Annotated in this window: 22 protein-coding genes, 4 tRNA genes, 2 pseudogenes and 1 riboswitch; of the genes and pseudogenes, 18 read left to right on the forward strand and 10 right to left on the reverse strand. The window is 57.4% G+C overall.

Annotated elements, in window-relative coordinates:
• Positions 1–87: 87 nt before the first annotated feature.
• The 8 genes from argR to astE all read left to right on the forward strand — a co-directional run bounded on the left by argR (position 88) and on the right by astE (position 9056).
• Positions 88–1068 (forward strand): transcriptional regulator ArgR, encoded by a 981-nt coding sequence (gene argR, locus ACP7E4_RS02765; RefSeq protein WP_426111433.1) that lies wholly within the window; start codon positions 88–90, stop codon positions 1066–1068.
• Positions 1069–1313: 245 nt separating this feature from the next.
• Entirely contained in the window at positions 1314–2534 is a 1221-nt protein-coding gene (locus tag ACP7E4_RS02770) for an aspartate aminotransferase family protein (protein ID WP_426111435.1), read from the forward strand.
• Positions 2535–2683: 149 nt separating this feature from the next.
• Entirely contained in the window at positions 2684–3715 is a 1032-nt protein-coding gene (gene aruF / locus ACP7E4_RS02775; RefSeq protein WP_426111437.1) for an arginine/ornithine succinyltransferase subunit alpha, read from the forward strand.
• 77 nt (positions 3716–3792) lie between these two features.
• The gene (astA, locus tag ACP7E4_RS02780) at positions 3793–4818 is read left to right on the forward strand and encodes an arginine N-succinyltransferase (protein WP_065834962.1); all 1026 of its coding nucleotides are present in this window, start codon (positions 3793–3795) and stop codon (positions 4816–4818) included.
• Positions 4815–6284 (forward strand): succinylglutamate-semialdehyde dehydrogenase, encoded by a 1470-nt coding sequence (astD, locus tag ACP7E4_RS02785; protein WP_426111501.1) that lies wholly within the window; start codon positions 4815–4817, stop codon positions 6282–6284. Before astA ends, astD begins: the two co-directional genes overlap by 4 nt.
• 46 nt (positions 6285–6330) lie before the next feature.
• On the forward strand, positions 6331–7677 hold the full coding sequence (gene astB, locus ACP7E4_RS02790; RefSeq protein ID WP_426111439.1) for an N-succinylarginine dihydrolase: 1347 nt from the start codon (positions 6331–6333) through the stop codon (positions 7675–7677).
• 65 nt (positions 7678–7742) lie between these two features.
• Positions 7743–8033, forward strand: coding sequence for a hypothetical protein (locus ACP7E4_RS02795; protein ID WP_020290528.1), 291 nt, complete (start codon positions 7743–7745; stop codon positions 8031–8033).
• Between the two features lie 12 nt (positions 8034–8045).
• The gene (gene astE, locus ACP7E4_RS02800) at positions 8046–9056 is read left to right on the forward strand and encodes a succinylglutamate desuccinylase (protein WP_426111442.1); all 1011 of its coding nucleotides are present in this window, start codon (positions 8046–8048) and stop codon (positions 9054–9056) included.
• A 159-nt stretch (positions 9057–9215) separates the two neighbouring features.
• Here the strand turns inward: astE and ACP7E4_RS02805 are convergent, their stop codons facing one another.
• Positions 9216–9728 (reverse strand): 6,7-dimethyl-8-ribityllumazine synthase, encoded by a 513-nt coding sequence (locus tag ACP7E4_RS02805; RefSeq protein ID WP_426111444.1) that lies wholly within the window; start codon positions 9726–9728, stop codon positions 9216–9218.
• 127 nt (positions 9729–9855) lie between these two features.
• Positions 9856–10011, reverse strand: a riboswitch (FMN riboswitch).
• A gap of 195 nt (positions 10012–10206) precedes the next feature.
• Here ACP7E4_RS02805 and ltaE point away from each other — a divergent pair.
• The 7 genes from ltaE to ACP7E4_RS02840 all read left to right on the forward strand — a co-directional run bounded on the left by ltaE (position 10207) and on the right by ACP7E4_RS02840 (position 16149).
• Positions 10207–11211: a low-specificity L-threonine aldolase gene (gene ltaE, locus ACP7E4_RS02810; RefSeq protein WP_426111446.1), complete on the forward strand. Its 1005-nt coding sequence runs from the start codon at positions 10207–10209 to the stop codon at positions 11209–11211.
• A gap of 144 nt (positions 11212–11355) precedes the next feature.
• Complete coding sequence (gene alaS, locus ACP7E4_RS02815) at positions 11356–13980, forward strand: alanine--tRNA ligase (protein ID WP_426111448.1); 2625 nt, start codon at positions 11356–11358, stop codon at positions 13978–13980.
• 93 nt (positions 13981–14073) lie between these two features.
• On the forward strand, positions 14074–15306 hold the full coding sequence (locus tag ACP7E4_RS02820; RefSeq protein WP_426111450.1) for an aspartate kinase: 1233 nt from the start codon (positions 14074–14076) through the stop codon (positions 15304–15306).
• 169 nt (positions 15307–15475) lie between these two features.
• Positions 15476–15664: a carbon storage regulator CsrA gene (csrA, locus tag ACP7E4_RS02825; protein ID WP_020290522.1), complete on the forward strand. Its 189-nt coding sequence runs from the start codon at positions 15476–15478 to the stop codon at positions 15662–15664.
• Positions 15665–15726: 62 nt separating this feature from the next.
• Positions 15727–15817, forward strand: a tRNA-Ser gene (locus tag ACP7E4_RS02830).
• 106 nt (positions 15818–15923) lie between these two features.
• A tRNA-Arg gene (locus tag ACP7E4_RS02835) sits at positions 15924–16000 on the forward strand.
• Between the two features lie 72 nt (positions 16001–16072).
• Positions 16073–16149: transfer RNA gene (locus ACP7E4_RS02840), tRNA-Arg, on the forward strand.
• A gap of 41 nt (positions 16150–16190) precedes the next feature.
• On the opposite strand, the gene ACP7E4_RS02845 is transcribed toward ACP7E4_RS02840, so the two are convergent.
• The gene (locus ACP7E4_RS02845; protein ID WP_426111452.1) at positions 16191–16697 is read right to left on the reverse strand and encodes a cell envelope protein SmpA; all 507 of its coding nucleotides are present in this window, start codon (positions 16695–16697) and stop codon (positions 16191–16193) included.
• Between the two features lie 322 nt (positions 16698–17019).
• On the opposite strand from ACP7E4_RS02845, the gene mgtE reads away from it, so the two are divergent.
• Entirely contained in the window at positions 17020–18462 is a 1443-nt protein-coding gene (gene mgtE, locus ACP7E4_RS02850; protein WP_020290520.1) for a magnesium transporter, read from the forward strand.
• 131 nt (positions 18463–18593) lie between these two features.
• Here the strand turns inward: mgtE and ACP7E4_RS02855 are convergent, their stop codons facing one another.
• The 3 genes from ACP7E4_RS02855 to ACP7E4_RS02865 form a co-directional block, all read right to left on the reverse strand.
• On the reverse strand, positions 18594–18923 hold the full coding sequence (locus ACP7E4_RS02855) for an Arc family DNA-binding protein (RefSeq protein WP_020290519.1): 330 nt from the start codon (positions 18921–18923) through the stop codon (positions 18594–18596).
• 462 nt (positions 18924–19385) lie between these two features.
• On the reverse strand, positions 19386–19571 hold the full coding sequence (locus tag ACP7E4_RS02860) for a PA3371 family protein (RefSeq protein ID WP_426111455.1): 186 nt from the start codon (positions 19569–19571) through the stop codon (positions 19386–19388).
• 24 nt (positions 19572–19595) lie between these two features.
• Positions 19596–19838: a hypothetical protein gene (locus ACP7E4_RS02865; protein WP_426111457.1), complete on the reverse strand. Its 243-nt coding sequence runs from the start codon at positions 19836–19838 to the stop codon at positions 19596–19598.
• Positions 19839–20151: 313 nt separating this feature from the next.
• On the opposite strand from ACP7E4_RS02865, the gene ACP7E4_RS02870 reads away from it, so the two are divergent.
• Positions 20152–20228: transfer RNA gene (locus ACP7E4_RS02870), tRNA-Arg, on the forward strand.
• A 283-nt stretch (positions 20229–20511) separates the two neighbouring features.
• Here ACP7E4_RS02870 and ACP7E4_RS02875 read toward each other — a convergent pair.
• From ACP7E4_RS02875 to arcD, 5 genes and pseudogenes are all read right to left on the reverse strand, one after another.
• Positions 20512–20874, reverse strand: coding sequence for a DUF5064 family protein (locus ACP7E4_RS02875; RefSeq protein ID WP_426111459.1), 363 nt, complete (start codon positions 20872–20874; stop codon positions 20512–20514).
• A gap of 12 nt (positions 20875–20886) precedes the next feature.
• Entirely contained in the window at positions 20887–21816 is a 930-nt protein-coding gene (gene arcC / locus ACP7E4_RS02880; RefSeq protein ID WP_426111461.1) for a carbamate kinase, read from the reverse strand.
• Between the two features lie 97 nt (positions 21817–21913).
• Positions 21914–22924, reverse strand: coding sequence for an ornithine carbamoyltransferase (locus ACP7E4_RS02885; RefSeq protein ID WP_426111463.1), 1011 nt, complete (start codon positions 22922–22924; stop codon positions 21914–21916).
• A 68-nt stretch (positions 22925–22992) separates the two neighbouring features.
• Complete coding sequence (gene arcA, locus ACP7E4_RS02890) at positions 22993–24249, reverse strand: arginine deiminase (protein WP_426111465.1); 1257 nt, start codon at positions 24247–24249, stop codon at positions 22993–22995.
• Between the two features lie 35 nt (positions 24250–24284).
• Positions 24285–25713: pseudogene (arcD, locus tag ACP7E4_RS02895) on the reverse strand (arginine-ornithine antiporter).
• A 596-nt stretch (positions 25714–26309) separates the two neighbouring features.
• Between arcD and ACP7E4_RS02900 the strand changes: the two are divergent.
• Positions 26310–26546 (forward strand): annotated as a pseudogene (locus ACP7E4_RS02900) (amino acid permease); the annotation flags it as partial.
• Between the last annotated feature and the right edge of the window lie 289 nt (positions 26547–26835).

Genomic DNA, 26835 nt, shown 5'->3' on the forward strand with positions numbered 1-26835 from the left:
GATTCACAGTGAGCCGTTTTCTGTGCTCGAACCTTGCAGGCTGTTCACTCAGTTTGTTCAATAGCGATACGTTCCGGATTGCACGCCATGACTGCCCATCGAATAGGTTTTCTCATCTGGCCCAGCACCAAAGCCTTGACTCTGGCGCTAGCCGAGGAAGCCTTGCGTGTGGCGCAGCGCGTCCATCCCGACGTGCTTTATGAGTTGACCTTCCTGCAAGCGGAAGCGCCGACCGAAGGCGCCTGGCAATTGCCCGGCGAGCCATGGACCGGTCGCCTCGACGGCCTGCAAAAGCTGTTTCTGCTGGCAGACGAGCCGCCGGCGCCGATGCCTCTGGCGCTGAGCAGCGCGGTCAAGCAACTGGTGCGTTCCGGTTGCGTCATCGGCGGCTTGTCGGCGGGGGTTTATCCGCTGGCGCAGTTGGGTTTGCTGGATGGTTATCGCGCGGCGGTGCATTGGCGCTGGCAGGATGATTTCAGCGAACGGTTTCCCAAGGTTATCGCCACCAGCCATTTGTTCGACTGGGACCGCGACCGCCTGACGGCCTGCGGCGGTATGTCGGTGCTTGATCTGCTGCTGGCGGTCCTGGCCCGTGACCACGGTGCCGAGCTGGCCGGTGCGGTTTCCGAAGAGCTGGTTGTCGAGCGGATTCGTGAAGGCGGCGAGCGCCAGCGCATCCCGTTACAGAATCGCCTGGGTTCCAGCCATCCCAAGCTGACCCAGGCTGTGCTGTTGATGGAAGCCAATATCGAAGAACCGCTGACCACCGATGAAATCGCCCAGCACGTGTGCGTGTCCCGTCGCCAGCTGGAACGCATCTTCAAGCAGTATCTCAATCGCGTTCCGAGCCAGTATTACCTGGAGCTGCGCCTCAACAAGGCGCGGCAGATGCTGATGCAGACCAGCAAGTCGATCATTCAGATCGGCCTGTCCTGCGGCTTCTCCTCCGGCCCGCATTTTTCCAGCGCCTACCGCAACTTCTTCGGCGCCACGCCCCGGGAAGATCGCAACCAGCGCCGCAGCAGCAGCCCGTTCGAATTGTCCTCGGTGCCTGCCGAGCGCGGGTAAGGCGGGAGCCTCGCTCCAACAGACCCGCCTCGGAAATCAAAGCATCTGTATCTGCAATTACCTTGGGCCAACGTTTAAACTGCGCCTTTGCGAACCTATATGTCGCATTGCCGAAAGCCACCGAAATTCTCGGTTTTGTGCTGTAACAAGTTGTCGCCTGGCGACAAGGCCGAATGGAAATCAGTCCTTACAATCCCCCCATCGCTCGCCAGTTTCAGGCAGGCGTTCCTCTTCAGGAGACTCCGATGTCCGTTGAGCAAGCTGCGGTGAACCGCGCCGACTTTGACCAGGTAATGGTCCCCAATTACGCTCCAGCCGGTTTTATTCCCGTGCGTGGCGCGGGTTCCCGCGTCTGGGATCAATCGGGCCGCGAGCTGGTCGATTTCTCCGGCGGGATCGCCGTCAACGTATTGGGCCATTGCCATCCGGCGCTGGTCGGTGCCTTGACCGAGCAGGGCAATCAGCTTTGGCACGTATCCAACGTATTCACCAACGAACCGGCGTTGCGCCTGGCGAAAAAACTGGTGGATGCCACCTTCGCCGAGCGTGTGTTCTTCTGTAATTCCGGTGCCGAAGCCAACGAAGCCGCCTTCAAGCTGGCGCGTCGGGTTTCCCACGACTTGTATGGCCCGGAAAAATACGAAATCGTCGCCGCACTCAACAGCTTCCACGGTCGCACGCTGTTCACGGTCAGTGTCGGTGGTCAGCCCAAGTATTCCGATGGTTTTGGTCCGAAGATCACGGGCATCAGCCATATCCCGTACAACGACCTGGATGCACTGAAAGCCGCTGTTACCGACAAGACCTGCGCAGTGGTTCTGGAGCCGATCCAGGGTGAAGGCGGCGTGATGCCGGCTGATCTGGAGTTCCTGCAAGGCGCCCGTCAGCTGTGCGACGAGCACAATGCGCTGTTGATTTTCGACGAAGTGCAGAGCGGCATGGGCCGTAGCGGCCACCTGTTTGCTTACATGCATTACGGCGTGACGCCGGACATTCTTTCCAGCGCCAAAAGCCTGGGCGGCGGTTTCCCGATGGCGGCCATGCTGACCACGGAAAAACTCGCCAAGCACCTCTCGGTCGGTGTCCATGGCACTACTTATGGTGGCAACCCGCTGGCCTGCGCGGTCGGCAATGCAGTGATGGACGTCGTCCATACTCAGGAAGTGCGCGACGGCGTCAAAGCCAGACACGAGAAATTCAAGACGCGTCTGGAGCAGATCGGCGAGAAATACGGCGTATTCAGCCAAGTGCGCGGCCTGGGTCTGCTGATCGGTTGTGTGTTGACCGACGCGTGGAAGGGCAAGGCCAAGGACTTCTTCAATGCCGCCGAGCATGAAGGCGTGATGGTATTGCAGGCCGGTCCCGACGTGATGCGTTTCGCGCCAAGTCTGGTGATTGAAGATGCCGACATCGACGAAGGGCTGGACCGCTTCGAGCGTGCCGTCGCCAAACTGACGCAAGCCTGATAACAGCTGCTGCAGCGCAACACTCCCCGACGCTTGCCCCTTGAGCGGGCGTCGGGCATTTTTCGGGTGCCGTGTGGATAGCGATTCACAGGGCGCTTTTTTTCTGTGCCGGAACTGTCCGGCCGTTTTTTCTGGTAAGGAGTGGCACCATGCTCGTGATGCGCCCCGCGCAAATCGCTGATCTGGCGGAGGTTCAACGCCTCGCCGCCGACAGCCCGATCGGTGTCACGTCCCTGCCCGACGATGCTGGCCGTCTCAGCGACAAGATCAGCGCTTCCGAAGCGTCGTTCTCCGCCGAAGTGAGCTTCAACGGTGAGGAGAGCTACTTCTTCGTCCTCGAAGACAGCGAAACCGGGCGTCTGGTCGGCTGCTCGGGGATTGTCGCCTCGGCAGGCTATTCCGAACCCTTCTACAGCTTTCGCAACGAGACCTTCGTTCACGCTTCCCGCGAACTGAAGATCCACAACAAGATTCACGTGCTTTCCCAGTGCCATGACCTGACTGGCAACAGCTTGCTGACCAGCTTTTATGTGGTTCCCGAACTGGTGGGCAGCGCATGGTCGGAGCTTAATTCCCGTGGCCGCTTGTTGTTCGTCGCCAGCCATCCGGAGCGTTTTGCCGATTCCGTGGTGACCGAGATCGTTGGCTACAGCGATGAAAACGGCGATTCGCCCTTCTGGGATGCCATCGGTCGCAACTTTTTTGACCTGAACTACGCTGCTGCCGAGCGCTTGTGCGGCCTTAAAAGCCGGACCTTCCTCGCCGAGCTGATGCCGCATTACCCGATCTACGTGCCGCTGTTGCCGGACGCCGCCCAGGAAGCCATGGGCCAGGTGCATCCACGGGCGCAAATCACCTTCGACATCCTGATGCGCGAAGGCTTCGAGACCGATCATTACATCGATATCTTCGACGGCGGGCCGACCCTGCATGCACGAGTCTCGGGGATTCGCTCCATTGCCCAGAGCCGACTGGTGCCGGTCAAAGTCGACCAGAACAAGTCCACTGACGCGGGCACTGGCGGCCGGCTGTATCTGGTGGCAAACGGCCTGTTGCAGGATTACCGCGCAGTCTTGCTGGAACTGGACTGGGCACCCGGCAAACCGGTGTTGTTGAGTCTGGAAGCCGCCGAAGCCCTGGGCGTCGGTGAAGGCGCCAGCGTGCGCATCGTGGCGGTCTGAGACAGCCGATTGATTCTGGATTGCAGGTTTAGCGAGTTTCGCGGGCTCCTTCGGGGAATCCGCGCTGAGGAGATAGCATGATCGTTCGTCCCGTAAGCAGCAGTGACCTGCCGGCGCTGATCGAGTTAGCGCGCAGCACAGGCGCCGGCCTGACGACCTTGCCCGCCAATGAAGAACGCCTGGCGCATCGGGTCGGCTGGGCGGAAAAAACTTTCCGTGGCGAAGCCGAGCGTGGCGATGCCGATTACCTGTTCGTGCTTGAAGACGACGACGGGCGCGTTGTCGGCATTTCGGCAATTGCCGGTGCGGTCGGCCTGCGCGAGCCTTGGTACAACTATCGGGTCGGCCTGACGGTCAGCGCTTCCCAGGAACTGAACATTTATCGGGAAATCCCGACCTTGTTCCTGGCCAATGACCTCACCGGCAACTCCGAGCTCTGTTCGCTGTTTCTGCGCAGTGATTCGCGTACCGGCCTCAACGGCCGTTTGCTGGCCAAGGCCCGCATGCTGTTCATTGCCGAGTTCCCGCAGCTGTTCGGCAAGAAGATCATTGCCGAGATGCGTGGCATGTCCGACGAAGAAGGTCACTCGCCGTTCTGGGAGAGTCTGGGGCGGCACTTCTTCAAGATGGAGTTCAGCCAGGCCGATTACCTGACCGGCGTCGGCAACAAGGCCTTCATCGCCGAACTGATGCCCAAGTTCCCGCTGTACACCTGCTTCCTCTCTGAAGACGCGCGCAACATTATTGGCCGCGTACACGCCGATACCGAACCGGCGCTTGCCATGCTCAAGAGCGAAGGCTTCAGCTATCAGGGTTACGTCGATATTTTCGATGCCGGTCCGGCCATCGAGTGCGAGACCGCGAAAATCCGCGCCGTGCGCGACAGTCAGGCGCTGGTGCTGGCCATTGGCACGCCGGGTGATGACGCGACGCCATTTCTTATCCACAACCGCAAACGTGAAGGCTGTCGCATCACTGCGGCCGCAGCGCGGCTGGCTGCTGGCACATTGGTGGTCGACCCGATGACGGCGAAGCGCCTGCGCCTCAGTGCCGGGGATCAAGTCCGCGCCGTGCCGTTGTCCGCAGCCCGGGAGGCAATCTGATGAGCACACTGTATATCGCTGGCGCCTGGCAGGCCGGGCATGGCGAAGCATTCGAATCTCTCAATCCGGTGACCCAGCAAGTGCTGTGGTCCGGACAAGGCGCGTCGGCTGCGCAGGTGGATGTCGCGGTACGCGCGGCACGTCAGGCCTTTCCGGCCTGGGCCAGCCGTTCGCTGGACGAGCGCATCAGCGTGCTGGAAGCGTTCGCCGCCAGCCTGAAAAACAACGCCGACGCCCTTGCCAACTGCATCGGCGCAGAAACCGGCAAGCCACTTTGGGAATCCGCGACTGAAGTCACCAGCATGGTCAACAAGATCGCGATTTCCGTGCAGAGCTACCGTGAGCGGACCGGCGAGAAGAGCGGCCCGTTGGGTGACGCCACTGCCGTGCTGCGCCACAAGCCTCATGGTGTGGTTGCGGTGTTCGGGCCTTACAACTTTCCCGGGCATTTGCCCAACGGCCATATCGTTCCAGCCTTGCTGGCGGGCAACAGCGTGCTGTTCAAGCCCAGCGAGCTGACGCCGAAAGTCGCCGAATTGACCGTCAAATGCTGGATCGAAGCCGGCTTGCCTGCAGGCGTGCTGAATCTGCTGCAAGGCGGCCGTGAAACCGGTATCGCGCTGGCAGCCAATTCCGGCATCGATGGTTTGTTCTTCACTGGCTCCAGCCGCACCGGCAACGCGCTGCATCAACAATTCGCCGGGCGCCCGGACAAGATTCTGGCCCTGGAAATGGGCGGCAATAACCCGCTGGTGGTGGATCAGGTCGCCGATGTCGAAGCGGCGGTGTACACCGTTATCCAGTCTGCGTTCATTTCTGCCGGCCAGCGCTGCACATGTGCCCGTCGCCTGCTGGTGCCGCAAGGCAAGTGGGGCGATGCCTTTATCGAGCGTCTGGTTGAAGTGACGCGCACGATTGAAGTCGGTGCCTTCGACCAACAGCCTGCGCCGTTCATGGGATCGGTAATTTCCCTGCATGCCGCCCAGGCATTGCTGGCCGCGCAGGAACAACTGCTGGCCAATGGCGCCGTTGCCTTGCTGGAAATGACTCAACCGCAGACTTCGGCAGCCTTGCTGACACCGGGCATCCTCGAAGTGACCAAAGTCAGTGATCGTCTCGACGAAGAGCTTTTCGGGCCATTGCTGCAAGTCAGCCGCTACGCTGATTTCGATGCGGCTATCGCCGAAGCCAACGACACTCAATACGGCTTGGCCGCAGGCTTGTTGTCCGACTCGGAAAGCCGTTACCGGCAGTTCTGGCTGCAAAGCCGGGCGGGCATCGTCAACTGGAACAAACAATTGACCGGCGCAGCCAGCAGCGCGCCGTTTGGTGGCGTTGGCGCCTCGGGTAATCATCGTGCCAGCGCCTATTACGCGGCCGATTATTGCGCCTATCCGGTGGCTTCACTGGAAAGCAGCAGCCTGACCTTGCCTGCAACCCTGACGCCGGGCGTGCGGCTTTCCTGATGTGCCGTCCTGACGCCTATAAAAAAAGATCCACGGAGCCGTGCCGATGAAATCCTGTGAAGTCAATTTTGACGGCCTTGTAGGGCCGACCCACAACTACGGTGGACTGTCCTACGGCAACGTCGCGTCCCAGAGCAACAGCCAGCAGTCCTCGAACCCGCGTGAAGCGGCGTTGCAGGGCCTGGCGAAAATGAAAGCGCTGATGGAGATGGGTTTTACCCAAGGTGTACTGGCCCCGCAGGAGCGTCCGGATGTTGGCGGCCTGCGCAAGCTGGGTTTCAGCGGCAGCGATGCGCAAGTGATCGAGCAAGCGGCGAAGCAAGCCATGCCTTTGTTGGTCGCCAGCTGCTCCGCATCGAGCATGTGGGTCGCCAACGCCGCAACGGTCAGCCCGAGCGCCGACACTGCCGATGGCCGCGTGCATTTCACGGCCGCCAACCTCAACTGCAAATATCACCGCAGCATCGAACACCCCACGACGAGCCGTGTGCTCGGGGCGATGTTCGCCAATCAGCAACACTTTGCCCATCATGCCGCCTTGCCTGCGGTTGCGCAGTTTGGCGACGAAGGTGCAGCCAACCACACCCGCCTGTGCCGTGATTACGGCGAAGCCGGCGTCGAGTTTTTCGTGTTCGGCCGCAGCGCGTTCGACACGCGCTATCCCGCACCACAGAAATACCCGGCCCGCCAGACGCTGGAAGCTTCGCAAGCCGTGGCGCGCCTGCATGGCTTGAGCGACAGCGGAGTGGTCTATGGCCAGCAGAATCCGTCGGTCATTGATCAGGGCGTGTTCCACAACGATGTGATCGCCGTCGGCAATGGCGAGGTGTTGTTCTATCACGAGGATGCGTTCATCCACACTGACAGCATGCTCGCCGAGTTGCAGGAAAAGCTCGCCGCTTGCGGCGGCCAGTTGCGTGCGATTTGCGTGCCCCGCGCCGAAGTTACGGTCGAGGACGCAGTGCGCTCTTACTTGTTCAACAGTCAATTGCTGTCCCGCGCCGATGGCTCGATGCTGCTGATCGTGCCGGAAGAGTGTCGCGGCAACGAGCGTGTCTGGCGCTATTTGCAAGGCCTGATCGCCGGTGCAAACCCGGTGGCGGAAGTGAAAGTCTTCGATCTCAAGCAGAGTATGCAAAACGGCGGTGGCCCGGCATGCCTGCGTTTGCGCGTCGCGCTCAATGAAACCGAGCTGGCGGCGGTCAACCCAGGGGTTATCATGACGGCGCCGTTGTACGCCACGCTGACGGAGTGGGTCGATAAGCACTATCGCGATCGCATGAGCGAAACCGATCTGGCCGATCCGCAACTGTTGCTTGAATGTCGCGCGGCACTGGATGAATTGACCCAGATCCTTAAACTGGGCGCGGTCTATCCTTTCCAGTGTGTTTGACCCCGAGGCGCGTCTGATGCAAGACATCGGGCGCCAGATTTTTCCTCTCTATAGAGAATTCGATTATGAGCGACACCCTGCAGTTGATCCTTGAAGACACCGATGGCACCCAGCTGGAAACTTCCTGCACCCGCGTCGCTGTCATGTGGCAGGGCAAGGAATTGTGGATCCAGCACGATGGCCGTGGCCAGTTGCTGATCGGCGTTGACGTCGAAGAAGGCGATGCCGAATACGCCAATCTGTTGCTGCGCCCTTTGGCCACCAATCTGGTCAGCCTGCAACTGGAAATGGAGCCGGCTGAGGTTGGCGACGACGAAGAGCACGTCCACGGTCCGGACTGCAATCACGATCACTAAGGAACACCGCCAATGCTCGCCCTCGGCAAACTGCTTGAACTGACCCTGGCTGGACGTGAACCAGCGGAAAAGACTCAAACGACTGTCGGCGGCGTGCGCTTGCGCTGGCTGAGCGAAGGGGCGCTGGAAGTGCGTCCGCCGCAGGATCTGGACAACGGCACTGACCTGCTGCTGTCCGCCGGTATCCACGGCAACGAAACCGCGCCCATCGAGCTGCTGGACGAATTGATCCACAGCATTGCGCGCAACGAGCTCAAGCCTCGCGCACGAATTCTTTTTCTGTTTGGCAATCCCGAAGCGATTCGTCGCGGCGAGCGCTACGTCGAACAGGACGTCAACCGGTTGTTTAACGGCGGTCACGAACTCAGCGGCGGCCCGGAAGCGCTGCGTGCCTGTGAGCTGGAGCGTCTGGCCGATACCTTTTTCAGCCTGCCGGACCGCTATCGCCTGCATTACGACCTGCACACCGCAATTCGCGGCTCGAAGATCGAGCAATTCGCGTTGTACCCCTGGAAAGAAGGTCGCCAGCATTCCCGTCGTGAACTGGCGCGGCTGCGGGCAGCGGGGATGGAAGCGGTGCTGTTGCAGAACAAGCCGTCCATCGTGTTCAGCTCTTATACCTACGACAAGCTCGGCGCTGAGTCTTTCACCCTGGAACTGGGCAAAGCCCGGCCTTTCGGGCAGAACCAGCAGGTCAACATCAAGCCTTTGCATGCGCGGCTGGTGCAGATCATCGATGGCAGCGAAACCGAGGACGAAGCAAGTCTGGATGGTTTGCAGCTGTTCAGCGTGGCGCGGGAAATCATCAAGCACAGCGATGCGTTCCGGCTGCACTTGCCGGTCGACGTGGAAAACTTTTCCGAACTGGATAAAGGCTACGTGCTGGCTGAAGATCTGGCCGATTCGCGCTGGATCGTCGAGGAGGAGGGTGCGCGCATCATTTTCCCTAATCCCAAGGTCAAGAATGGCCTGCGTGCGGGGATATTGATTGTGCCGACTACGGATGATGGGTTGGGCGTGTAGAGAAGCAATCTCTGCGTCGCCTGGACGTCCTATCCGTAGATCCGTTGTTGCGAGGCTTGCCCACGAATCGGCCGTAGGAGCGACTTTAGTCGCGAAGGCATCAATTGCCTTCCCGGCTAAAGCCGGTCCCACACCAGGCCTTTCCCACAGTTTTGCTGTTTAGCCTACGGCCTTCTGCAAGGTCAGGCCGCGACGCAGGTCGCGCAGCTTGTTCACGGTATCGGCGCAAGTCTTCGCCGCTTCCTGGCCTTTGTGCAGGAAATGCTCGAAGAAGAACTTCTGATGTTCTTCGCCGGCGTGGAAGTGATGCGGCGTCAGCACCACCGAGAACACCGGTACTTCGGTTTCCAGCTGCACTTGCATCAAGGCGCTGACCACCGATTGGGCGACGAAATCATGTCGGTAGATGCCGCCGTCAACCACCAGCGCGGCACCGACAATGCCCGCATAGCGACCGCTATTGGCCAGCAACTTGGCGTGCAGAGGGATTTCAAACGCACCACCGACTTCGAAGAAATCGATATCGGCTTCGGTGTAGCCATGCGTGGCCATTTCAGCGACAAAGCCGATTCGGCTCTGATCGACAATTTCTTTGTGCCAGCAGGCCTGGATAAACGCGATACGTTCGTTCGAATGGTTTTTGCTTTTGCTGTCTATTGCGGTGGGTTGCATGTGTTCTGTCTCCTGTTTGTGAAAAAACAGGGCGCTTTGGATCGAAAGGGATTCAAGGGGTACGAACACACTTCGCCAGAACGATTGAGTTCATGGCATTGCTGTACGGACGGTCCTTTGCTGCCAATCCCGTTCTCTCTTCATCCGGACTATAACCGTCGGCCCCGGAATCCAACCGGGTCTGCTGACCTTGCACCGCTTTGGCAGTGCAAGCGCTCGCGGGCTAAACGCATTGCGCGTCATTACCGCCGGTGGGGAGTCGCACCCCGCCCTGAGAACGTTTTACCGATAGCAATAATGTGTCGGCGGGCAGTTTTTATCACAGTTTCTGAAATATGCATAAACGCTTTAGTCGGGTAGTGCTGCGTTTTTCTTATAACGAATTGATGCATTGGCGTTGCGCCGCCTTGATTATCTCGCTCGATGGCCTTAGTAATACCTTGATTCAAACCCCGAATTCGTTCCCAAGGAGCTTCACGTGACGGTCATTGATCTGCGCAGCGACACAGTTACTCAGCCAACCACCGGCATGCTGGCCGCCATGGCGCAAGCACCGTTGGGTGACGATGTGTATGGCGAAGATCCGAGCGTCAACACTCTGGAAGCGCGGCTTGCCGAAGAACTGGGCTTTGCCGCTGCATTGTTTGTACCCTCCGGCACCATGAGCAATCTGCTGGGATTGATGGCCCATTGCGAGCGTGGCGACGAGTACATCGTCGGCCAGCAAGCGCACACCTATAAATACGAAGGTGGCGGCGCGGCGGTGCTCGGTTCCATTCAGCCTCAGCCAATTGAGGTGCAGCCCGATGGCTCGCTGGATCTGGGGCAGGTGCTGGCGACCATCAAACCGGATGATTTTCACTTCGCCCGCACGCGTTTGCTGGCACTGGAAAACACCATGCAAGGCAAAGTGCTGTCGCTGGCTTATCTGGCGTCCGCGCGCAAGCTGACGCAGGAGCAAGGCCTTGCGCTGCATCTCGATGGCGCGCGTCTTTACAACGCAGCGGTCAAACTGGGCGTCGGTGCGCGGGACATCACCCAGCATTTCGATTCGGTTTCGGTGTGTCTGTCCAAAGGCCTGGGTGCGCCCGTTGGTTCAGTGCTGTGCGGCTCGCGGGAATTGATCGGCAAGGCGCGCCGTCTGCGCAAGATGGTCGGTGGCGGCATGCGTCAGGCGGGAATGCTCGCTGCGGCGGGGATGTATGCGCTGGATCATCAGGTCGAGCGCCTGGCGGATGACCACGACAATGCGGAGTTTCTCGCCCGGGGTCTGGCCGATCTTGGCTATCAGGTGGAGCCAGTACAGACCAACATGGTTTATGTGCAGATCGATAATCGGTCAGAAGCGCTGAAGACATTCTGCGCCGAGCGTGGCATCCGGCTCAGCGCCGCACCGCGCCTGCGTATGGTCACGCACCTGAATGTTTCCCGTACCCAGATCGAACAAGTCATCGCGACGTTCGCCGAGTTTGCCCGTGCTTGAAGTGCCGATAGTCCAGTAGCTTGTTTCTATCGAACAAACACGCTGTACCGACGACGCAACGCCTATATAATGCGGCCCTTTGCCGTCGCTACGTCAATTGACGTTTTGCACTTGCCTCTGGCCGCAGTCTCCGTGGAAGAACCTATGAAAAGCGCAGAAATCCGTGAAGCCTTCCTGGGCTTCTTCGAAGAGCAGGGCCACACCCGTGTCGCCTCCAGCTCTTTGATCCCGGGCAATGACCCAACCCTGCTGTTCACCAACGCGGGCATGAACCAGTTCAAGGATTGCTTCCTGGGCCAGGAAAAACGGGCCTACACCCGTGCCGTGAGCAGCCAGAAGTGCGTGCGCGCCGGTGGCAAGCACAATGACCTGGACAACGTCGGTTACACCGCGCGCCACCACACTTTTTTCGAAATGCTCGGCAACTTCAGTTTTGGCGATTATTTCAAGCGCGACGCCATCACCTACGCCTGGACGTTCCTGACCTCGGACAAATGGCTGAACCTGCCCAAGGAAAAACTCTGGGTCACGGTCTATGCCACCGATGACGAAGCCTACGATATCTGGACCAAGGAAATCGGCGTACCTGCCGAGCGCATGGTCCGTATCGGCGACAACAAGGGCGCGCCCTACGCCTCGGACAACTTCTGGACCATGGGCGATACCGGCCCGTGTGGCCCGTGCACCGAGATTTTCTTCGACCACGGCGCTGACATCTGGGGCGGGCCACCAGGCTCGCCGGAGGAAGATGGCGATCGCTACATCGAAATCTGGAACAACGTGTTCATGCAGTTCAATCGCACTGCCGATGGCGTGTTGCACCCGTTGCCAGCGCCGTCGGTGGATACCGGCATGGGCCTGGAGCGGGTCAGCGCCGTTTTGCAGCACGTGAACTCCAACTACGAGATCGACCTGTTCCAGAGCCTGCTGGCCGCTGCGGCCAGGGCCATCGGCTGCACCAATGACAACCAGGCTTCGCTGAAAGTCGTGGCTGACCACATTCGCTCCTGCGGTTTCCTGATCGCCGATGGCGTGCTGCCGTCCAGCGACGGTCGCGGTTACGTGCTGCGGCGCATCATTCGTCGTGCGTGCCGTCACGGTAACAAACTGGGCGCCAAGGGCAGTTTCTTCTATCAGATCGTCTCCGCGCTGGTCGCCGAAATGGGCACTGCCTTCCCGGAACTGACCCAGCAACAGACGCACATTGAACGTGTGCTCAAAGCTGAAGAAGAGCAGTTCGCCAAGACCCTTGAACAGGGCCTGAAAATCCTCGAACAGGATCTGGCTGAGCTCAAAGGCACCGTGGTTCCCGGCGACGTAGTGTTCAAACTCTACGACACCTACGGTTTTCCGATGGACCTGACCGGCGACATCGCCCGCGAACGCAACCTGACCCTCGACGAGGAAGGTTTCGAGCGCGAGATGGAGGCCCAGCGCGTGCGCGCCCGTTCGGCCAGTTCGTTCGGCATGGACTACAACAGCCTGGTCAAGGTTGACGTGGCGACCAACTTCATCGGCTACAAAGCCACCCGCAGTGATGCCAGCGTCGTTGCTCTTTATAAGGACGGCAAGGCGGTTGAACAGTTGGGCGAAGGTGAAGAGGGCGTTGTGATCCTCGACACCACGCCTTTCTATGCCGAGTCCGGCGGTCAGATCGGCGATTGTGGTTTCATTCAGGCGGGCGACGTGCGTTTCGACGTGCGTGACACCACCAAGACCGGTGGTGCGTTCCTGCATCATGGCGTTGTGGCGGCTGGCAGCCTGAAGGTTGGCGCTGCGGTGAATGCCGAAGTGGAGGCTGAGGTTCGCCATGCCACTTCGCTGAACCACTCGGCGACGCACTTGCTGCACGCCGCTTTGCGTCAGGTGCTGGGCGAACATGTGACCCAGAAGGGTTCGCTGGTCAACAGTCAGCGTCTGCGCTTCGACTTCAGCCACTTTGAAGCAATCAAGCCGGAGCAGTTGAAAGCCCTGGAAGAAATCGTCAACGAGCAGGTGCGCAAGAACACCGCTGTCGAGACGATTGAAACCGATATCGAGACCGCCAGGCAGAAAGGCGCCATGGCGCTGTTCGGCGAGAAGTACGGCGACAGCGTGCGGGTCCTGAGCATGGGCGGTGATTTCTCCGTTGAGCTGTGCGGTGGCATTCACGCCGAACGCACCGGCGACATCGCGGTGTTCAAGATCGTCAGCGAAGGCGGCGTTGCTGCCGGCATACGGCGTATCGAGGCGGTGACTGGCGCTGCGGCCCTGGCCTACCTTAATTCGGCCGAAGATCAACTCAAGGAAGCCGCGACCCTGATCAAGGGCAATCGCGACAACCTGCTGGACAAGCTTGCGGCTGTGCTCGAGCGCAATCGTCTGCTGGAAAAACAGCTGGAACAATTGCAGGCCAAGGCTGCCAGCGCTGCGGGTGACGATCTGTCGTCTGCTGCACTGGATGTCAAAGGCGTGAAAGTACTGGCCGTACGCCTGGACGGTCAGGATGGCAAGGCGCTGCTGGCGCTTGTCGATCAGTTGAAGAACAAGCTCGGTCGCGCAGTGATCCTGCTCGGCGGTGTTCATGAAGATAAGGTCGTACTGGTTGCAGGCGTGACCAAGGACCTGACTGGCCAACTCAAAGCCGGTGATTTGATGAAGCAGGCGGCCGCCGCCGTGGGTGGTAAAGGTGGCGGTCGTCCTGATATGGCGCAAGGCGGCGGCGTCGATGCGAGTGCGCTGGATGCAGCGCTGGCGTTGACTGTTCCTTTTGTCGAGCAGGGTATTTAAGTCGACCTTCCAGGCCTGTTGCGCGGCAGCAGGCCTTGGCGCTTGGGTTTGAACGTTTAATGGGCGCCCTTAATGGGCTGAGGCGGCTTTGAGATGGCTTTAATCGTACAAAAATTTGGAGGCACCTCGGTAGGCTCCGTTGAGCGCATCGAGCAGGTCGCTGACAAGGTCAAAAAATTCCGCGAAGCAGGCGATGACCTGGTCGTGGTGCTGTCGGCCATGAGCGGTGAGACCAATCGTCTGATCGAACTGGCCAGGCAGATCAGCGATCAGCCGGTTCCTCGTGAACTGGACGTGATCGTTTCCACGGGTGAGCAGGTAACCATCGCGTTGCTGGCCATGGCCTTGATCAAGCGTGGTGTGCCAGCGGTTTCCTATACCGGCAATCAGGTTCGTATCTTGACGGACAGCGCGCATAACAAGGCGCGTATCCTGCAGATAGACGATCAGAAAATTCGCGCTGACCTGAAGGCCGGTCGTGTGGTAGTTGTCGCCGGTTTCCAGGGCGTCGATGAGAACGGCAACATCACGACCCTGGGTCGTGGTGGTTCCGATACCACTGGCGTGGCGCTGGCAGCAGCGCTCAAGGCTGATGAGTGCCAGATCTATACCGACGTCGATGGCGTCTATACCACTGACCCGCGAGTGGTGTCGCAAGCTCAACGCCTGGACAAGATCACCTTCGAAGAGATGCTGGAAATGGCCAGCCTCGGTTCCAAGGTGCTACAGATCCGCGCTGTCGAGTTTGCCGGCAAATACAACGTTCCGCTGCGCGTATTGCACAGCTTCAAGGAGGGTCCGGGCACCCTCATTACCATTGATGAAGAGGAATCCATGGAACAGCCGATCATTTCCGGCATCGCTTTCAACCGCGATGAAGCCAAGCTGACCATCCGTGGTGTGCCAGACACGCCGGGCGTGGCCTTCAAGATTCTCGGGCCGATCAGTGGCGCGAATATCGAAGTCGACATGATCGTGCAGAACGTTGCGCACGATAACACCACCGACTTCACCTTCACCGTTCACCGCAATGACTATCAGGCGGCCTTGCAGGTGCTTGAAAAGACCGCCAGCGAAATCGGTGCGCGTGAGGTTTCTGGCGATACCAAGATTGCCAAGGTGTCGATTGTCGGCGTCGGTATGCGTTCCCACGCGGGTGTTGCCAGTCGTATGTTCGAAGCGTTGGCGAAAGAGAGCATTAACATCCAGATGATCTCGACGTCGGAAATCAAGGTTTCCGTGGTGATCGAAGAAAAGTATCTGGAGCTGGCAGTACGTGCCCTCCACACTGCGTTCGAGCTGGATGCGCCCCGACAGGGTGAGTAATGCATGGTCAAAAGGCGCGGCTTGACCGCGCCTTTTGGTTTATTGATGGCGCAAAGCCTGTTCTTTTCTTTGCGCTGGTCAATACTCAGGCTGCGCCCGCTCGAACGCTGATGCGGCCTGCCGGTTCTGACGACTGTTGTCCCTGAATGTAATGCGTGAGGAGAAAGGTATGCTGATTCTGACTCGTCGATGCGCAGAGAGCCTGATTATTGGTGATGGCGAAATTACCGTGACCGTGCTCGGCGTCAAAGGTAATCAGGTGCGAATTGGTGTCAACGCGCCCAAGGAAGTCGCTGTTCACCGTGAAGAGATTTACCTGCGCATCAAGAAAGAGAAGGACCAGGAACCAAGCCATTAATTTTTATTGAATTTTTGGTTTGCAAACGGGGAAAAGGGTGGTTATTATACGCCCCGTGTTGCGGAGAGCTGGCCGAGTGGCCGAAGGCGCTCCCCTGCTAAGGGAGTACACCTCAAAAGGGTGTCGGGGGTTCGAATCCCCCGTTCTCCGCCATTATTTGCGTAGTACGTTGTTTCTGGCTTAATCTGTAAGTGTTTGAATTTACTAGATAAAGTGCTTGACCAGAAGATTCAACGGCCTATAATGCGCGGCAACAAATGCACTCGTAGCTCAGCTGGATAGAGTACTCGGCTACGAACCGAGCGGTCACAGGTTCGAATCCTGTCGAGTGCACCATTTAAAGGTTGTTTGCAGTAATGCAGATAACTTGCTTCAAGCCAGCGGTGGTCTGGTTTATCAAACGCCAATGCACTCGTAGCTCAGCTGGATAGAGTACTCGGCTACGAACCGAGCGGTCACAGGTTCGAATCCTGTCGAGTGCACCAAACACCAAAAAGCCCGCATCTCGATGCGGGCTTTTTGCCGTCTAGCGTTTGCCTTTTACGCAGCCCATCTCATCGAAAGTGACCTGACTGCTGCGGCCCTTCTTCTCGTTGTATGTGTAGCGAGTTTCTCCGTTTCGACTCACCACTTTGTCTGGTCTGCCCAGCAAGCTTTCGACGTCGCGCTTGGTCATTCCGGCTGGAGTCTGTTGATTGATGATCGCCCGGCGCCGTTGTTCAGCGCTCAAGCGGTTGCCGCAGCCGTCGTCGCGCTGCCCTACAACCGTCAGTTCCTTTTCCTGGCGAGCTGCTGCGGTTTGTCGGCGTAGTGATGGCTCGTGGGGCGGGAGTAGCGCGGGATTGCCGCTGCTTCCAGGCGAAGCGTTGAAGGCGTTCTGTAATTGCATGCCATGATCGCTTGGGCATCCAAGGGATGTGTAGGTGACATTGCCAGCAGGATCTTCGCAGCGCTGCACGATGGTCGCATGCAGGGATAGCGGTAGGCAGAGCAGGGCGCTGCACAGTAGTAACTGGCGGGTTTGGAAGTTCATGCGGCGTCCTCCGTGACGTGTCTGGCCCCAAGGCTAAACAAATGCAGATTGGTCGACGAGCGTGTTTTCTTGGCCGGATGTTGCGTTGTCGTAGTACTGACTCCCGCATTGTTTAAGTTTGTGTTGCAAGCGCTTGTTCCAGGCTGAATTTTGTAGCGTGCGACATGCTCAGGCGGTGTATGATTGCGCGCGTCAGCCCCGCCGGGGCTTGTGGAATCCCTCCATGGACTTACCCAGTAGCTACTCAACAGTTTTTTTCAACAATCATGCATTAACTGATTGATCTCCTGGCGTGCTCCGCTGCTGGGAGTGGAGTTCGCCTATGACTCAAATTGAAGTAAAAAAAACGCAGGAAAGTCTGCAGGATCGTCTGGCTCAAGTCATCGAGCTCCTGCAGCGCCAGCGTATCGTTGAAGATCTGACCCACCGCCAGGAGGGTCAGAATCAAGACCGCGTAGAAAATCTCGTTCACCGGCAGAACCTCGTCGAGTTGCAACGCAAGCTCGATGATCTTCACTCCGCCGACGTCGCCTACATTCTTGAAGCGCTGCCACTTGAAGATCGTCTGACGGTTTGGCAACTGGTCAAGGCTGAGCGCGACGGCGACATCCTCCTCGAAGTTTCCGATTCCGTCAGGGAAACGCTGATCGCCGACATGGACGATCACGAACTGTTGGCTGCGGCCAAGGAGATGGACGCCGACGAACTCGCTGACCTTGCCCCCGAATTACCTCGTGATGTTGTCCATGAGCTCATGGAGGCTCTGGATAGCCAGCAACGTGAGCGCGTGCGTTCGGCCTTGTCTTACGATGAGGAGCAAGTCGGCGCCCTGATGGACTTCGAGATGGTGACCATTCGGGAGGACGTCAGTCTCGAAGTCGTGTTGCGTTATCTGCGTCGTCTCAAAGAACTGCCTGGCCACACTGACAAACTTTTCGTTGTCGATTACGACGGTGTGCTCAAGGGTGTGCTGCCTATCAAGCGTCTGTTGGTCAACGACCCTGAGAAGCAGGTTTCCGAGGTCATGGCTAATGATCCGGTGAGTTTTCACCCGGACGGCGATGCCTACGAGGCCGCGCAAGCCTTTGAGCGGTATGACTTGATTTCATCGCCGGTGGTGGACAAGAACGGCAAGTTGATCGGCCGTCTGACCATTGACGAAATGGTCGACCTCATTCGTGAAGAAAGCGAAACCGAAGTCCTCAACATGGCGGGTCTGCGTGAGGAAGAAGATATCTTCGCCTCCGTCTGGAAGTCGTTGCGTAACCGTTGGGCCTGGCTGGCAGTCAATCTGGTGACTGCTTTCATTGCGTCCCGGGTCATCGGCTTGTTCGAAGGCTCGATCGAAAAGCTTGTGGCGCTGGCTGCCTTGATGCCTATCGTTGCGGGCATTGGCGGAAACTCTGGCAATCAGACGATTACCATGATCGTTCGGGCGATGGCACTGGATCAGGTCAGTACCGGTAATACGTCGCGTCTGCTGCGCAAGGAGTTGGTCGTAGGTTTGATCAACGGCGTGGTGTGGGGCGGGGTAATCGGTATTGTCGCCTACATGCTGTATGGCAGCTGGTCATTGGGTGTGGTCATGACTGCTGCGATGACCCTGAACCTTCTGCTGGCTGCGCTGATGGGCGTTACGATCCCTATGACTCTGGCTCGTTTGGGGCGCGACCCGGCTATGGGGGCCAGTGTGATGATTACCGCGATGACCGACAGCGGTGGTTTCTTTATCTTCCTGGGTCTGGCAACCATCTTCCTGCTTTGATTTGCATGCATAAAAAAACCGCCTCCTGAGAGGCGGTTTTTTTTGTCTTGAAAATACGTCTTACAGGCATTAAAGAAAATGACTACAACAATAAAACCAGTAGCGTGCTGGCTAGTTTTTTGATCTTGCTGTCAGGCTTCGTTATCTGCAGCAAGTTCGGTGTCATGGGCGATCAAGGAAACAAGAGCATTCTGTTGGCGGTGCGAAAGTTGCCGGAAACGTTGCAGCAATTCCCGTTCATGCAGGGACAGCTCAGGGCTATCAAGGCGCAGGCTTGGCTCATCGCCCAGCGCACCTTCCTGAATCAAGCTTTGTTCGAGGCGAGCAATGATCTCGGAGTTCATGCTGCGATGATGATTTTTGGCTACCTCTTGCACACGATTCCGCATGCCGTCTGGTAGGCGTACAACGAACTTGTCAGCCGTACGGCTGGAATAAGTAGCCTGTTTCATAGGGCTCATATATTTAACCGGTTAGTTCAGGGGGGAGCGGTTCTAGCAAGTCGCCGCAATATGTCATTCTCTGACAGTCAATTTGGCAAAATGTTCAATCCGGATTGGTCTCAGAGGCCGCCATCATGCCTCAATACGCCGGATCCTTGGCGTCAATTCTGTGACAAATGTTGACCTACATAAAGGCGATTTGCCAGCACCGATTGTCAGAATTGCGAGCGGCTCTGCAAAAAACTGATTCTGCCGCCCATCTGTCTGGCATCCGTCGTCCGTGGCTGCCAAATGCCATGATGGCTATCTGTCTTCAGCTTAGAGGCAATTGCAGTAAATACTAATGCGCGCCGACGGACGACAGAAATTTTCTGTATTCGCGGGCCGGTCAGGGCGGAGGATCCCAGGAGAGTGTTAATGCTCGCAAATTGCTGGCGTTGAGGCGGAACGATTACGGTGCATGGCGCAGGCGCAAAGCGGTTAGCGCAGCACTGGATCAAATTTGAAGCGGCGGCCCAGCATCAGGGCGACCAGGAATGCACAGAACGAAGCTCCGCCCGCAATTCTTGTGGCATAGCTCAGCGGTTCGGTGTTGGCTGGAAGCAGCAGGTCGATGCAGGTGAGCATGAGCGTCAGCGTGATGAAAAGCGCGGCGGGTTTTGACATGGCAATTCTCGTTGGGGGCGATTCTTAGAAAACCCAGCGTGGCTGGCTTTGAGTCGTCTGGGCTGCCGCGTCACTTTCGTTGGCAACCATCGCTGATTCGTGACGTTGCTTAGCCATAATTGCCAATTGGGGCGCCTGGCGCAGCAGGTGATGTGGCTGGGGCTGAATGGCCACTGACTGGGTCTGTGAACCGTCATCGTGAAAATGAAAAGTCACCAATGCGACCAGCGCTGCTGCGTTCAACACTGATAGTAGGGCGACGTTCATCTTCGTGTACCTCCAACGGAACTTTCTTAAGGAGCTGTTCTCCACTGTCTAAACAGTGCATTCCGCATGCCAGTAATTTAATGTAAAAAAACACATAAAAATCAATAAGTTATGAAGTCTTCCCAATCGATTCAGGTTGCGTTTTGCAATGATGGCCTTTTGCAGTAGTGCAATTTGCATGATGGCTATTCGAAGGCTACGTCTGAGCGATGTGTACTACAGGGTCTGCCAGCAATCACGACATGACAAAATCAGGCTGTGCCGTTAACATGCACGCCGTTCCGCTGGTGCCTTAACCTGGACTGGCAACTGTGTCTCAGTAGCTCAATTGGATAGAGCATCCCCCTCCTAAGGGGAAGGTTGGCAGTTCGAACCTGCCCTGGGACACCATATTAATGACGGCGTCCGGCATTCCTGATTCAAGTGCTGTCCGTTTGTATTAGCAGTCGCACCACTCCCCGTTTTCATGGCCACTAGCATGCGTTCGAGATGACAATGCATGTGCGTCGAATTCGATCAGGACGCATCGTGGCCTGGACTGGCAGAAAACAACTCAAGACAGATAGTCAGTCCGACCTTCACCGGTAGTTCGCTGTAGGCGAGCAGGCTATTGAACTCACCAAACGTTGCCTCCTGCCTACTCCCCCAAGCTCAGCTTTCATGGAAAAACGGGTTACTCCAGATGCTCTGGTTTGACCGGGTCGCCCGATTTCATATCCAGCTGCACCCTCATGTCTTCGAACATCAAGTCGTAGAACTTGTGATTTGACCCAATGCTGCTATGCGTTTTGGGAATACCGTACTTTTCAAGAATTTTCGTTACATTCCTGGCAAAGTTGTAGGCTTGATCCTTGGGAAGGAAGAACGTTTCCTTCATATCTTTACCCTCGATCGAACCCTGCAATGTGAACTGTATCCCTTTGCCTTCCTGCGGATCATTGAGCACTTCATAGCCGAGTTGCAGGTTGTAGCTGACGTCGTTCTTATTCAGCGCGTGGCGCTCGAAGTGCAGATGTCCGGGGTCGAACGTTGCCATTTTCGGCTCTCCTCATAAATAAGTAATGCCAGGTTTCTCGATGCTGATACGGGTGCCAGCCGTGCCCTGAACGATGGCCTCGATGTCTGATAGGGAGCCGATCACTGCGGCGTTACCGGTGTGGCGGGCGAACTCGCAGGCGGCCTGGACCTTCGGTCCCATGGAGCCTGCCGCAAAGCCGAGTTTTTCAATTTCGTCGGGGTGGGCCTGAGCTATGGCTTTCTGGGTTGGTTTGCCGAAATCGATGTAGGCGGCATTGACATCGGTGGCGATCACCAGCAGATCGCTTTCCAGCTGTTCAGCCAGCAGCGCCGAGCACAGATCTTTATCGATTACCGCTTCGACGCCCTGCAGTTTGCCGCTGGCGCTGTACATCGTCGGGATACCGCCACCACCCGCGCAAATGACAATACTGTCTTTTTCCAGCAGCCACTTGATCGGGCGAATTTCAAAAATACGTTTGGGTCTTGGACTGGCAACTACACGGCGGTACTTGTCACCATCCGGGGCAATCGCCCAGCCTTTTTCGGCCGCAAGTTTTTCCGCTTCAGCCTTTGCGTAGACTGGGCCGATGGGTTTGGTGGGGTTCTGGAACGCCGGGTCATCGGCATCGACTTCGACCTGAGTGAGCAGGGTGGCAAAGGGCACTTCGAAGTCCAGCAGGTTGCCCAGTTCCTGTTCGATGATATAGCCGATCATGCCTTCGGTTTCGGCACCAAGCACGTCCAGCGGGTAAGGCGAAACCGACGTGTAGGCTGCCGCCTGCAGCGACAGCAGGCCGACCTGCGGACCATTGCCATGGGCAATTACCAGTTGATTGCCAGGATGAACCTTGGCGATCTGTTCGGTGGCGATCCGGATGTTGGCGCGCTGATTGTCCGAGGTCATGGGTTCACCACGGCGGAGCAGGGCGTTGCCGCCCAGAGCAACGACGATACGCATAATGCACTCCTTTCAAAAAGGTTGTTAACAACACGATGATCGTTCCCGCGGTCCCCCCCATGTGACGCAGAGCGTGGGATGATCACCGCGTCAGTTGTTACATGTCAGCCAAAGTCGACACCAGAATCGCTTTGATCGTGTGCATACGGTTTTCCGCTTGCTCGAAGGCGATGCAGGCTGGCGACTCGAACACGTCGTCGGTGACTTCAATGCCATTGCTCAGCTCCGGGTATTGCTCTGCGATCTGTTTGCCGATTTTGGTGTCGCTGTTGTGAAACGCTGGCAGACAGTGCATGAACTTGGTGCGCGGATTATCGGTGGCTTTCATCAGTTGCGCGTTGACCTGGTATGGCAATAGTTGCTTGATGCGTTCAGCCCAGGCTTCTACGGGTTCTCCCATCGAAACCCAGACATCAGTGTGAATGAAGTCCACGCCTTTGACGGCGGCTTTAGGGTCTTCGGTCAGGGTGAGGCGAGCACCGCTTTCCTCTGCGTATTTTTTGCAGCGAGCGACCAGGTCGTCTGCCGGCCACAAGGCTTTTGGCGCGGCGATGCGTACGTCCATGCCGAGCTTGGCGCCGACCAGCAGCAGCGAGTTGCCCATATTGTTACGGGCGTCGCCTAAATAGGCGTAACTGATCTCATGAATCGGCTTGTCCGCGTTTTCACGCATCGTCAGTACATCGGCAATCATTTGTGTCGGGTGGTATTCATCGGTCAGTCCGTTGAACACTGGCACACCGGCAAATTTGGCAAGTTCTTCGACGATTTCCTGCTTGAAGCCACGGTATTCGATGGCGTCGTACATGCGACCCAATACGCGGGCGGTGTCCTTCATGCTTTCCTTGTGGCCGATCTGCGAAGAGTTCGGGTCGATGTAGGTGACATTGGCGCCTTGGTCATACGCTGCAACTTCGAAAGCGCAACGGGTCCGGGTCGAGGTTTTTTCGAAGATCAGCGCGATATTGTTTCCTTTGAGGTGCTGCTGCTCGGTGCCGGTGTACTTGGCGCGTTTGAGATCGCGAGACAAATCCAGCAGATAACGTAATTCCCGAGGGGTGTGGTGCTCCAGGCTCAGCAAATTACGGTTGTGAATATTAAAGGCCATTTTGGATCTCCTTGGGTGTCGGTTGTTCCAACGCCTGCGCTTTATAAGCCCAGGCCGATGTGGGCAAATTAATAGTCGATAGGGTCGCGAATGATCGGGCACGTCATGCAGTGACCGCCGCCTCTGCCACGACCCAGTTCGCCGGCACTGATGGTGATGACTTCCACACCGGCCTTGCGTAGCAGCGTATTGGTGTAGGTGTTGCGGTCGTAACCGATCACCACGCCGGGTTCCACAGCGACCACGTTGTTGCCGTCATCCCATTGCTCGCGTTCGGCGGCGAAGCTGTTGCCGCCGGTTTCGACGACGCGCAGCGCCTTGAGGTTGAGGGCTTTGGCTACGGTGTCGAGGAAGTTGGTCTCTTCGCGACGGATGTCGATGCCACCCGGTTTGCTTTCGTCAGGGTGAAGGGTGAAGGCGACGATCTGGCTCACGACTTCCGGGAAAATAGTCACCACATCGCGGTCGCAGAAACTGAACACAGTGTCCAGGTGCATCGCCGCACGGGATTTCGGCAGGCCGGCGACAATCACTTTCTCGACTGCTTTGTGTTTGAACAAACTAACTGCAAGTTGGCCGATAGCCTGACGGGATGAGCGTTCGCCCATACCGATCAAGACCACACCGTTACCGATCGGCATCACGTCACCACCTTCCAGGGTGGAACTGCCATGCTCCTGATCCGGATCGCCATACCATATCTGGAAGTCGGCGTCGGTGAACTTCGGATGGAACTTGTAAATGGCAGTCGCCAGCAGGGTTTCCTGACGGCGTGCTGGCCAGTACATCGGGTTAAGCGTCACGCCACCGTAGATCCAGCAGGTGGTGTCGCGTGTGAACTGGGTATTGGGCAGCGGCGGCAGGATGAAGCTGGAGTGGCCGAGGAAATCGCGGAACATCTCAATAGTCTTACCACCGAAACTGGTCGGCAGGTCATCGGCAGACACACCGCCAATCAGGAATTCGGCGATCTTGCGCGGCTCAAGGCTGCGCAGCCAGGAATTGGTTTCGTTTATCAGCCCCAGTCCAACCGAGTTGGCGGTAATCTTGCGCTCCAGAATCCAGTCCAAGGCTTCCGGGGTGGCGACGATATCGGTAAGCAGGTTGTGCATTTCCAGCACGTCGACGTTGCGCTCACGCATTTTGGTGACGAAGTCGAAATGGTCGCGCTTGGCCTGGGCGACCCACAGCACATCGTCGAATAGCAGTTCGTCACAGTTGTTCGGGGTCAGCCGCTGGTGAGCCAGACCTGGGGAGCAAACCAGGACTTTACGGAGTTTGCCGGCTTCGGAATGGACGCCGTACTTAACTTTTTCAGTGGTCATTACAGTGATCCTCCAGATGACAAAACACTTAGGAGTTACAGGGTCAGGAAGCCGTCATACAGCCCGTAGGCCGCGACCACGGCGCCCACGACAACTGCTGCGAAAATCAGCTTCTCGACGTTGGTGAAAACCGGTGTGTTGACTTCAAGCTTGGCCTTGGCAAACAGGACGACGCCGGGGGCGTAGAGCAGGGCGGAGAGCAGCAGGTATTTAACGCCGCCAGCGTAGAGAAGCCAGATCGCATAGATCACCGCAATGCCGCCGATGAACAGGTCTTTCCTGCGTTCGGCCAGGGCGTTTTCGTAGCTCTCGCCGCGCACCGCCAGCAGCAGGGCGTAGGCCGCCGACCACAGGTACGGCACCAGAATCATCGAGGTGGCGAGGTAGATCAGCGACAGGTATGTACTGGCCGAGAACAGCGTGATAATCAGGAAAAGTTGCACCATTGCGTTGGTCAGCCACAAGGCGTTGACCGGCACGTGGTTGGCATTTTCCTTGCGCAAGAAAGCCGGCATGGTGTGGTCACTGGCGGCGGCGAACATGATTTCCGCACACAGGAGTACCCATGACAGCAGCGCTCCCAGCAACGAGATGATTAGACCGACACTGATCAGCACCGCCCCCCCACTCGCCGACCACGTGTTTCAGTACTGCTGCCATCGACGGGTTCTGCAGCTTGGCCAGTTCTGGCTGAGTCATGATCCCCAGCGACAGTACATTCACCAACACCAGGAACAGCAGCACGGTGATGAAGCCGATGACAGTGGCTTTACCCACGTCGCTGCGTTTTTCCGCCCGGGCCGAGAAGATGCTCGCACCTTCGATGCCAATGAACACCCAGACGGTGACAAGCATCATGTTGCGCACCTGGTTCATCACACTGCCTAGATCCGGGTTTTTAAGACCCCAGATATCGGCGGTGAAAATATCCAGTTTGAAGGCGAAGATAGCAATCAGGACGAACAGCAACAGCGGCACGATCTTGGCGACCGTAGTCACCAGGTTGATGAATGCTGCTTCCTTGATCCCGCGCAGCACCAGAAAGTGCACGGCCCAGAGCAGCACCGACGCACCGATTATCGCCGCCACGGTATTGCCTTCACCAAAGATCGGGAAGAAATAACCCAGGGTGCTGAACAGCAGAACAAAGTAGCCGACATTGCCTAGCCAGGCGCTGATCCAGTAACCCCAGGCAGACGAAAAACCCATGTAGTCGCCGAAACCCGCCTTGGCGTAAGCGTAGACGCCGCCGTTCAGGTCCGGCTTGCGATTGGCCAAGGTCTGGAAAACGAAGGCCAGGGTCAGCATGCCGACGGCCGTAATGGCCCACCCGATCAACACGGCTCCGACGTCAGCACTGGCCGCCATGTTTTGCGGCAGGGAAAAAATCCCGCCACCGATCATTGAGCCGACGACCAGTGCAACCAGAGCGCCGAGTTTCAGTTTTCCGGGGGATTCAGGCATTGCATCACTCCATTGCCGGGAAGAGAGACAACACTTAGTTTCGTTGGCCAGTTACGTGGGTTCAATTCGTGTCTATATTTCGTTGTTTACTAAAGAGTTTTTGAAGTTAGACCGTTCTCTAATAATCTTGTCGCTGTGAATACTTAAAGCAGGCAGACAGGCAGACAGGCAGACAGGCAGACAGACAGGCAGACAGGCAGGCAGGAATAACTACTGATTTGACGCTAGTTGGTTTCTGGGGTTTGGCAAATTTTAATTTTTGTTCTGGGGGCTGAGTTTGGTGTCAGCAGTTACTGATGAAATTGCTATTTGGTCACTTGGTTTAATTGCGATCTGTTATAAGGAGTTATTGCCTGGCGTTACTGTGTCGTCGCTATTACGCTTTGTGCGATGGTTAAAGCCATCTAGGCGAATTTTCACGAGTAAAGTGAGGCGCAAAAAATGTCACGGCCGACGCAAAAACTCCGCTTGCAAGCGTTGATTGCCTTGGTGGTGGGATCGATGATCGGCGGCGGGGTCTTTTCCCTGCCACAGAATATGGCGGAGAAAGCCGATGTCGGCGCGGTATTGATCGGATGGGCAATCCCCGGGTGGAGCTGCAGAACCCGTCACTGGCGACGGTTATGGAGCATATCGTCGGTCATTGGGGGGGGGCGCTGTTGATCAGCGTTGGTTTGGCGATCTCGCTGTTGGGCGCGTTGCTGTCATGGGCGCTGCTCTGTGCTGAAATCCTCTTCACCACGGCGAGGGACAAGACCATGCCGGCCTTCCTGCAAAAGGAGAACGCCAACCATGTGCCGGTCAACGCCTTGTGGCTCACCAATGTGATGATCGTTGTGAGGATGGGCGGGAAACTGCTTCTTATAGATAGCAGCATTAGCGAGTCTTGAAGCGGTCGAAAAAAGATTTTCATCGGTGGTTGACGGCGTACATTAATCCTGTAGAATTCGCCTCCCGCTCACGAGCAACGTGAAGTTGATCGAAGCGCAAGTGGTTGAAGTTGCAGAGGAAACTTTGAAAGCTTCAGAAAATAACCGCTTGACAGTAACTGGCGCTGCTGTAGAATGCGCGCCTCGGTTGAGACGAAAGGCTCAACCCACCGCTCTTTAACAATTGAATCAA

Source organism: Pseudomonas sp. DSP3-2-3, from assembly GCF_049898225.1.
GTDB lineage: Bacteria > Pseudomonadota > Gammaproteobacteria > Pseudomonadales > Pseudomonadaceae > Aquipseudomonas.

Coding starts and splice junctions, on each gene's coding strand:
- argR (WP_426111433.1), top strand. CDS start 88: ATGACTGCCCATCGAATAGGTTTTCTCATCTGGCCCAGCACCAAAGCC.
- ACP7E4_RS02770 (WP_426111435.1), top strand. CDS start 1,314: ATGTCCGTTGAGCAAGCTGCGGTGAACCGCGCCGACTTTGACCAGGTA.
- aruF (WP_426111437.1), top strand. CDS start 2,684: ATGCTCGTGATGCGCCCCGCGCAAATCGCTGATCTGGCGGAGGTTCAA.
- astA (WP_065834962.1), top strand. CDS start 3,793: ATGATCGTTCGTCCCGTAAGCAGCAGTGACCTGCCGGCGCTGATCGAG.
- astB (WP_426111439.1), top strand. CDS start 6,331: ATGAAATCCTGTGAAGTCAATTTTGACGGCCTTGTAGGGCCGACCCAC.
- ACP7E4_RS02795 (WP_020290528.1), top strand. CDS start 7,743: ATGAGCGACACCCTGCAGTTGATCCTTGAAGACACCGATGGCACCCAG.
- astE (WP_426111442.1), top strand. CDS start 8,046: ATGCTCGCCCTCGGCAAACTGCTTGAACTGACCCTGGCTGGACGTGAA.
- ACP7E4_RS02805 (WP_426111444.1), bottom strand. CDS start 9,728: ATGCAACCCACCGCAATAGACAGCAAAAGCAAAAACCATTCGAACGAA.
- alaS (WP_426111448.1), top strand. CDS start 11,356: ATGAAAAGCGCAGAAATCCGTGAAGCCTTCCTGGGCTTCTTCGAAGAG.
- ACP7E4_RS02820 (WP_426111450.1), top strand. CDS start 14,074: ATGGCTTTAATCGTACAAAAATTTGGAGGCACCTCGGTAGGCTCCGTT.
- csrA (WP_020290522.1), top strand. CDS start 15,476: ATGCTGATTCTGACTCGTCGATGCGCAGAGAGCCTGATTATTGGTGAT.
- ACP7E4_RS02845 (WP_426111452.1), bottom strand. CDS start 16,697: ATGAACTTCCAAACCCGCCAGTTACTACTGTGCAGCGCCCTGCTCTGC.
- mgtE (WP_020290520.1), top strand. CDS start 17,020: ATGACTCAAATTGAAGTAAAAAAAACGCAGGAAAGTCTGCAGGATCGT.
- ACP7E4_RS02855 (WP_020290519.1), bottom strand. CDS start 18,923: ATGAGCCCTATGAAACAGGCTACTTATTCCAGCCGTACGGCTGACAAG.
- ACP7E4_RS02860 (WP_426111455.1), bottom strand. CDS start 19,571: ATGTCAAAACCCGCCGCGCTTTTCATCACGCTGACGCTCATGCTCACC.
- ACP7E4_RS02865 (WP_426111457.1), bottom strand. CDS start 19,838: ATGAACGTCGCCCTACTATCAGTGTTGAACGCAGCAGCGCTGGTCGCA.
- ACP7E4_RS02875 (WP_426111459.1), bottom strand. CDS start 20,874: ATGGCAACGTTCGACCCCGGACATCTGCACTTCGAGCGCCACGCGCTG.
- arcC (WP_426111461.1), bottom strand. CDS start 21,816: ATGCGTATCGTCGTTGCTCTGGGCGGCAACGCCCTGCTCCGCCGTGGT.
- ACP7E4_RS02885 (WP_426111463.1), bottom strand. CDS start 22,924: ATGGCCTTTAATATTCACAACCGTAATTTGCTGAGCCTGGAGCACCAC.
- arcA (WP_426111465.1), bottom strand. CDS start 24,249: ATGACCACTGAAAAAGTTAAGTACGGCGTCCATTCCGAAGCCGGCAAA.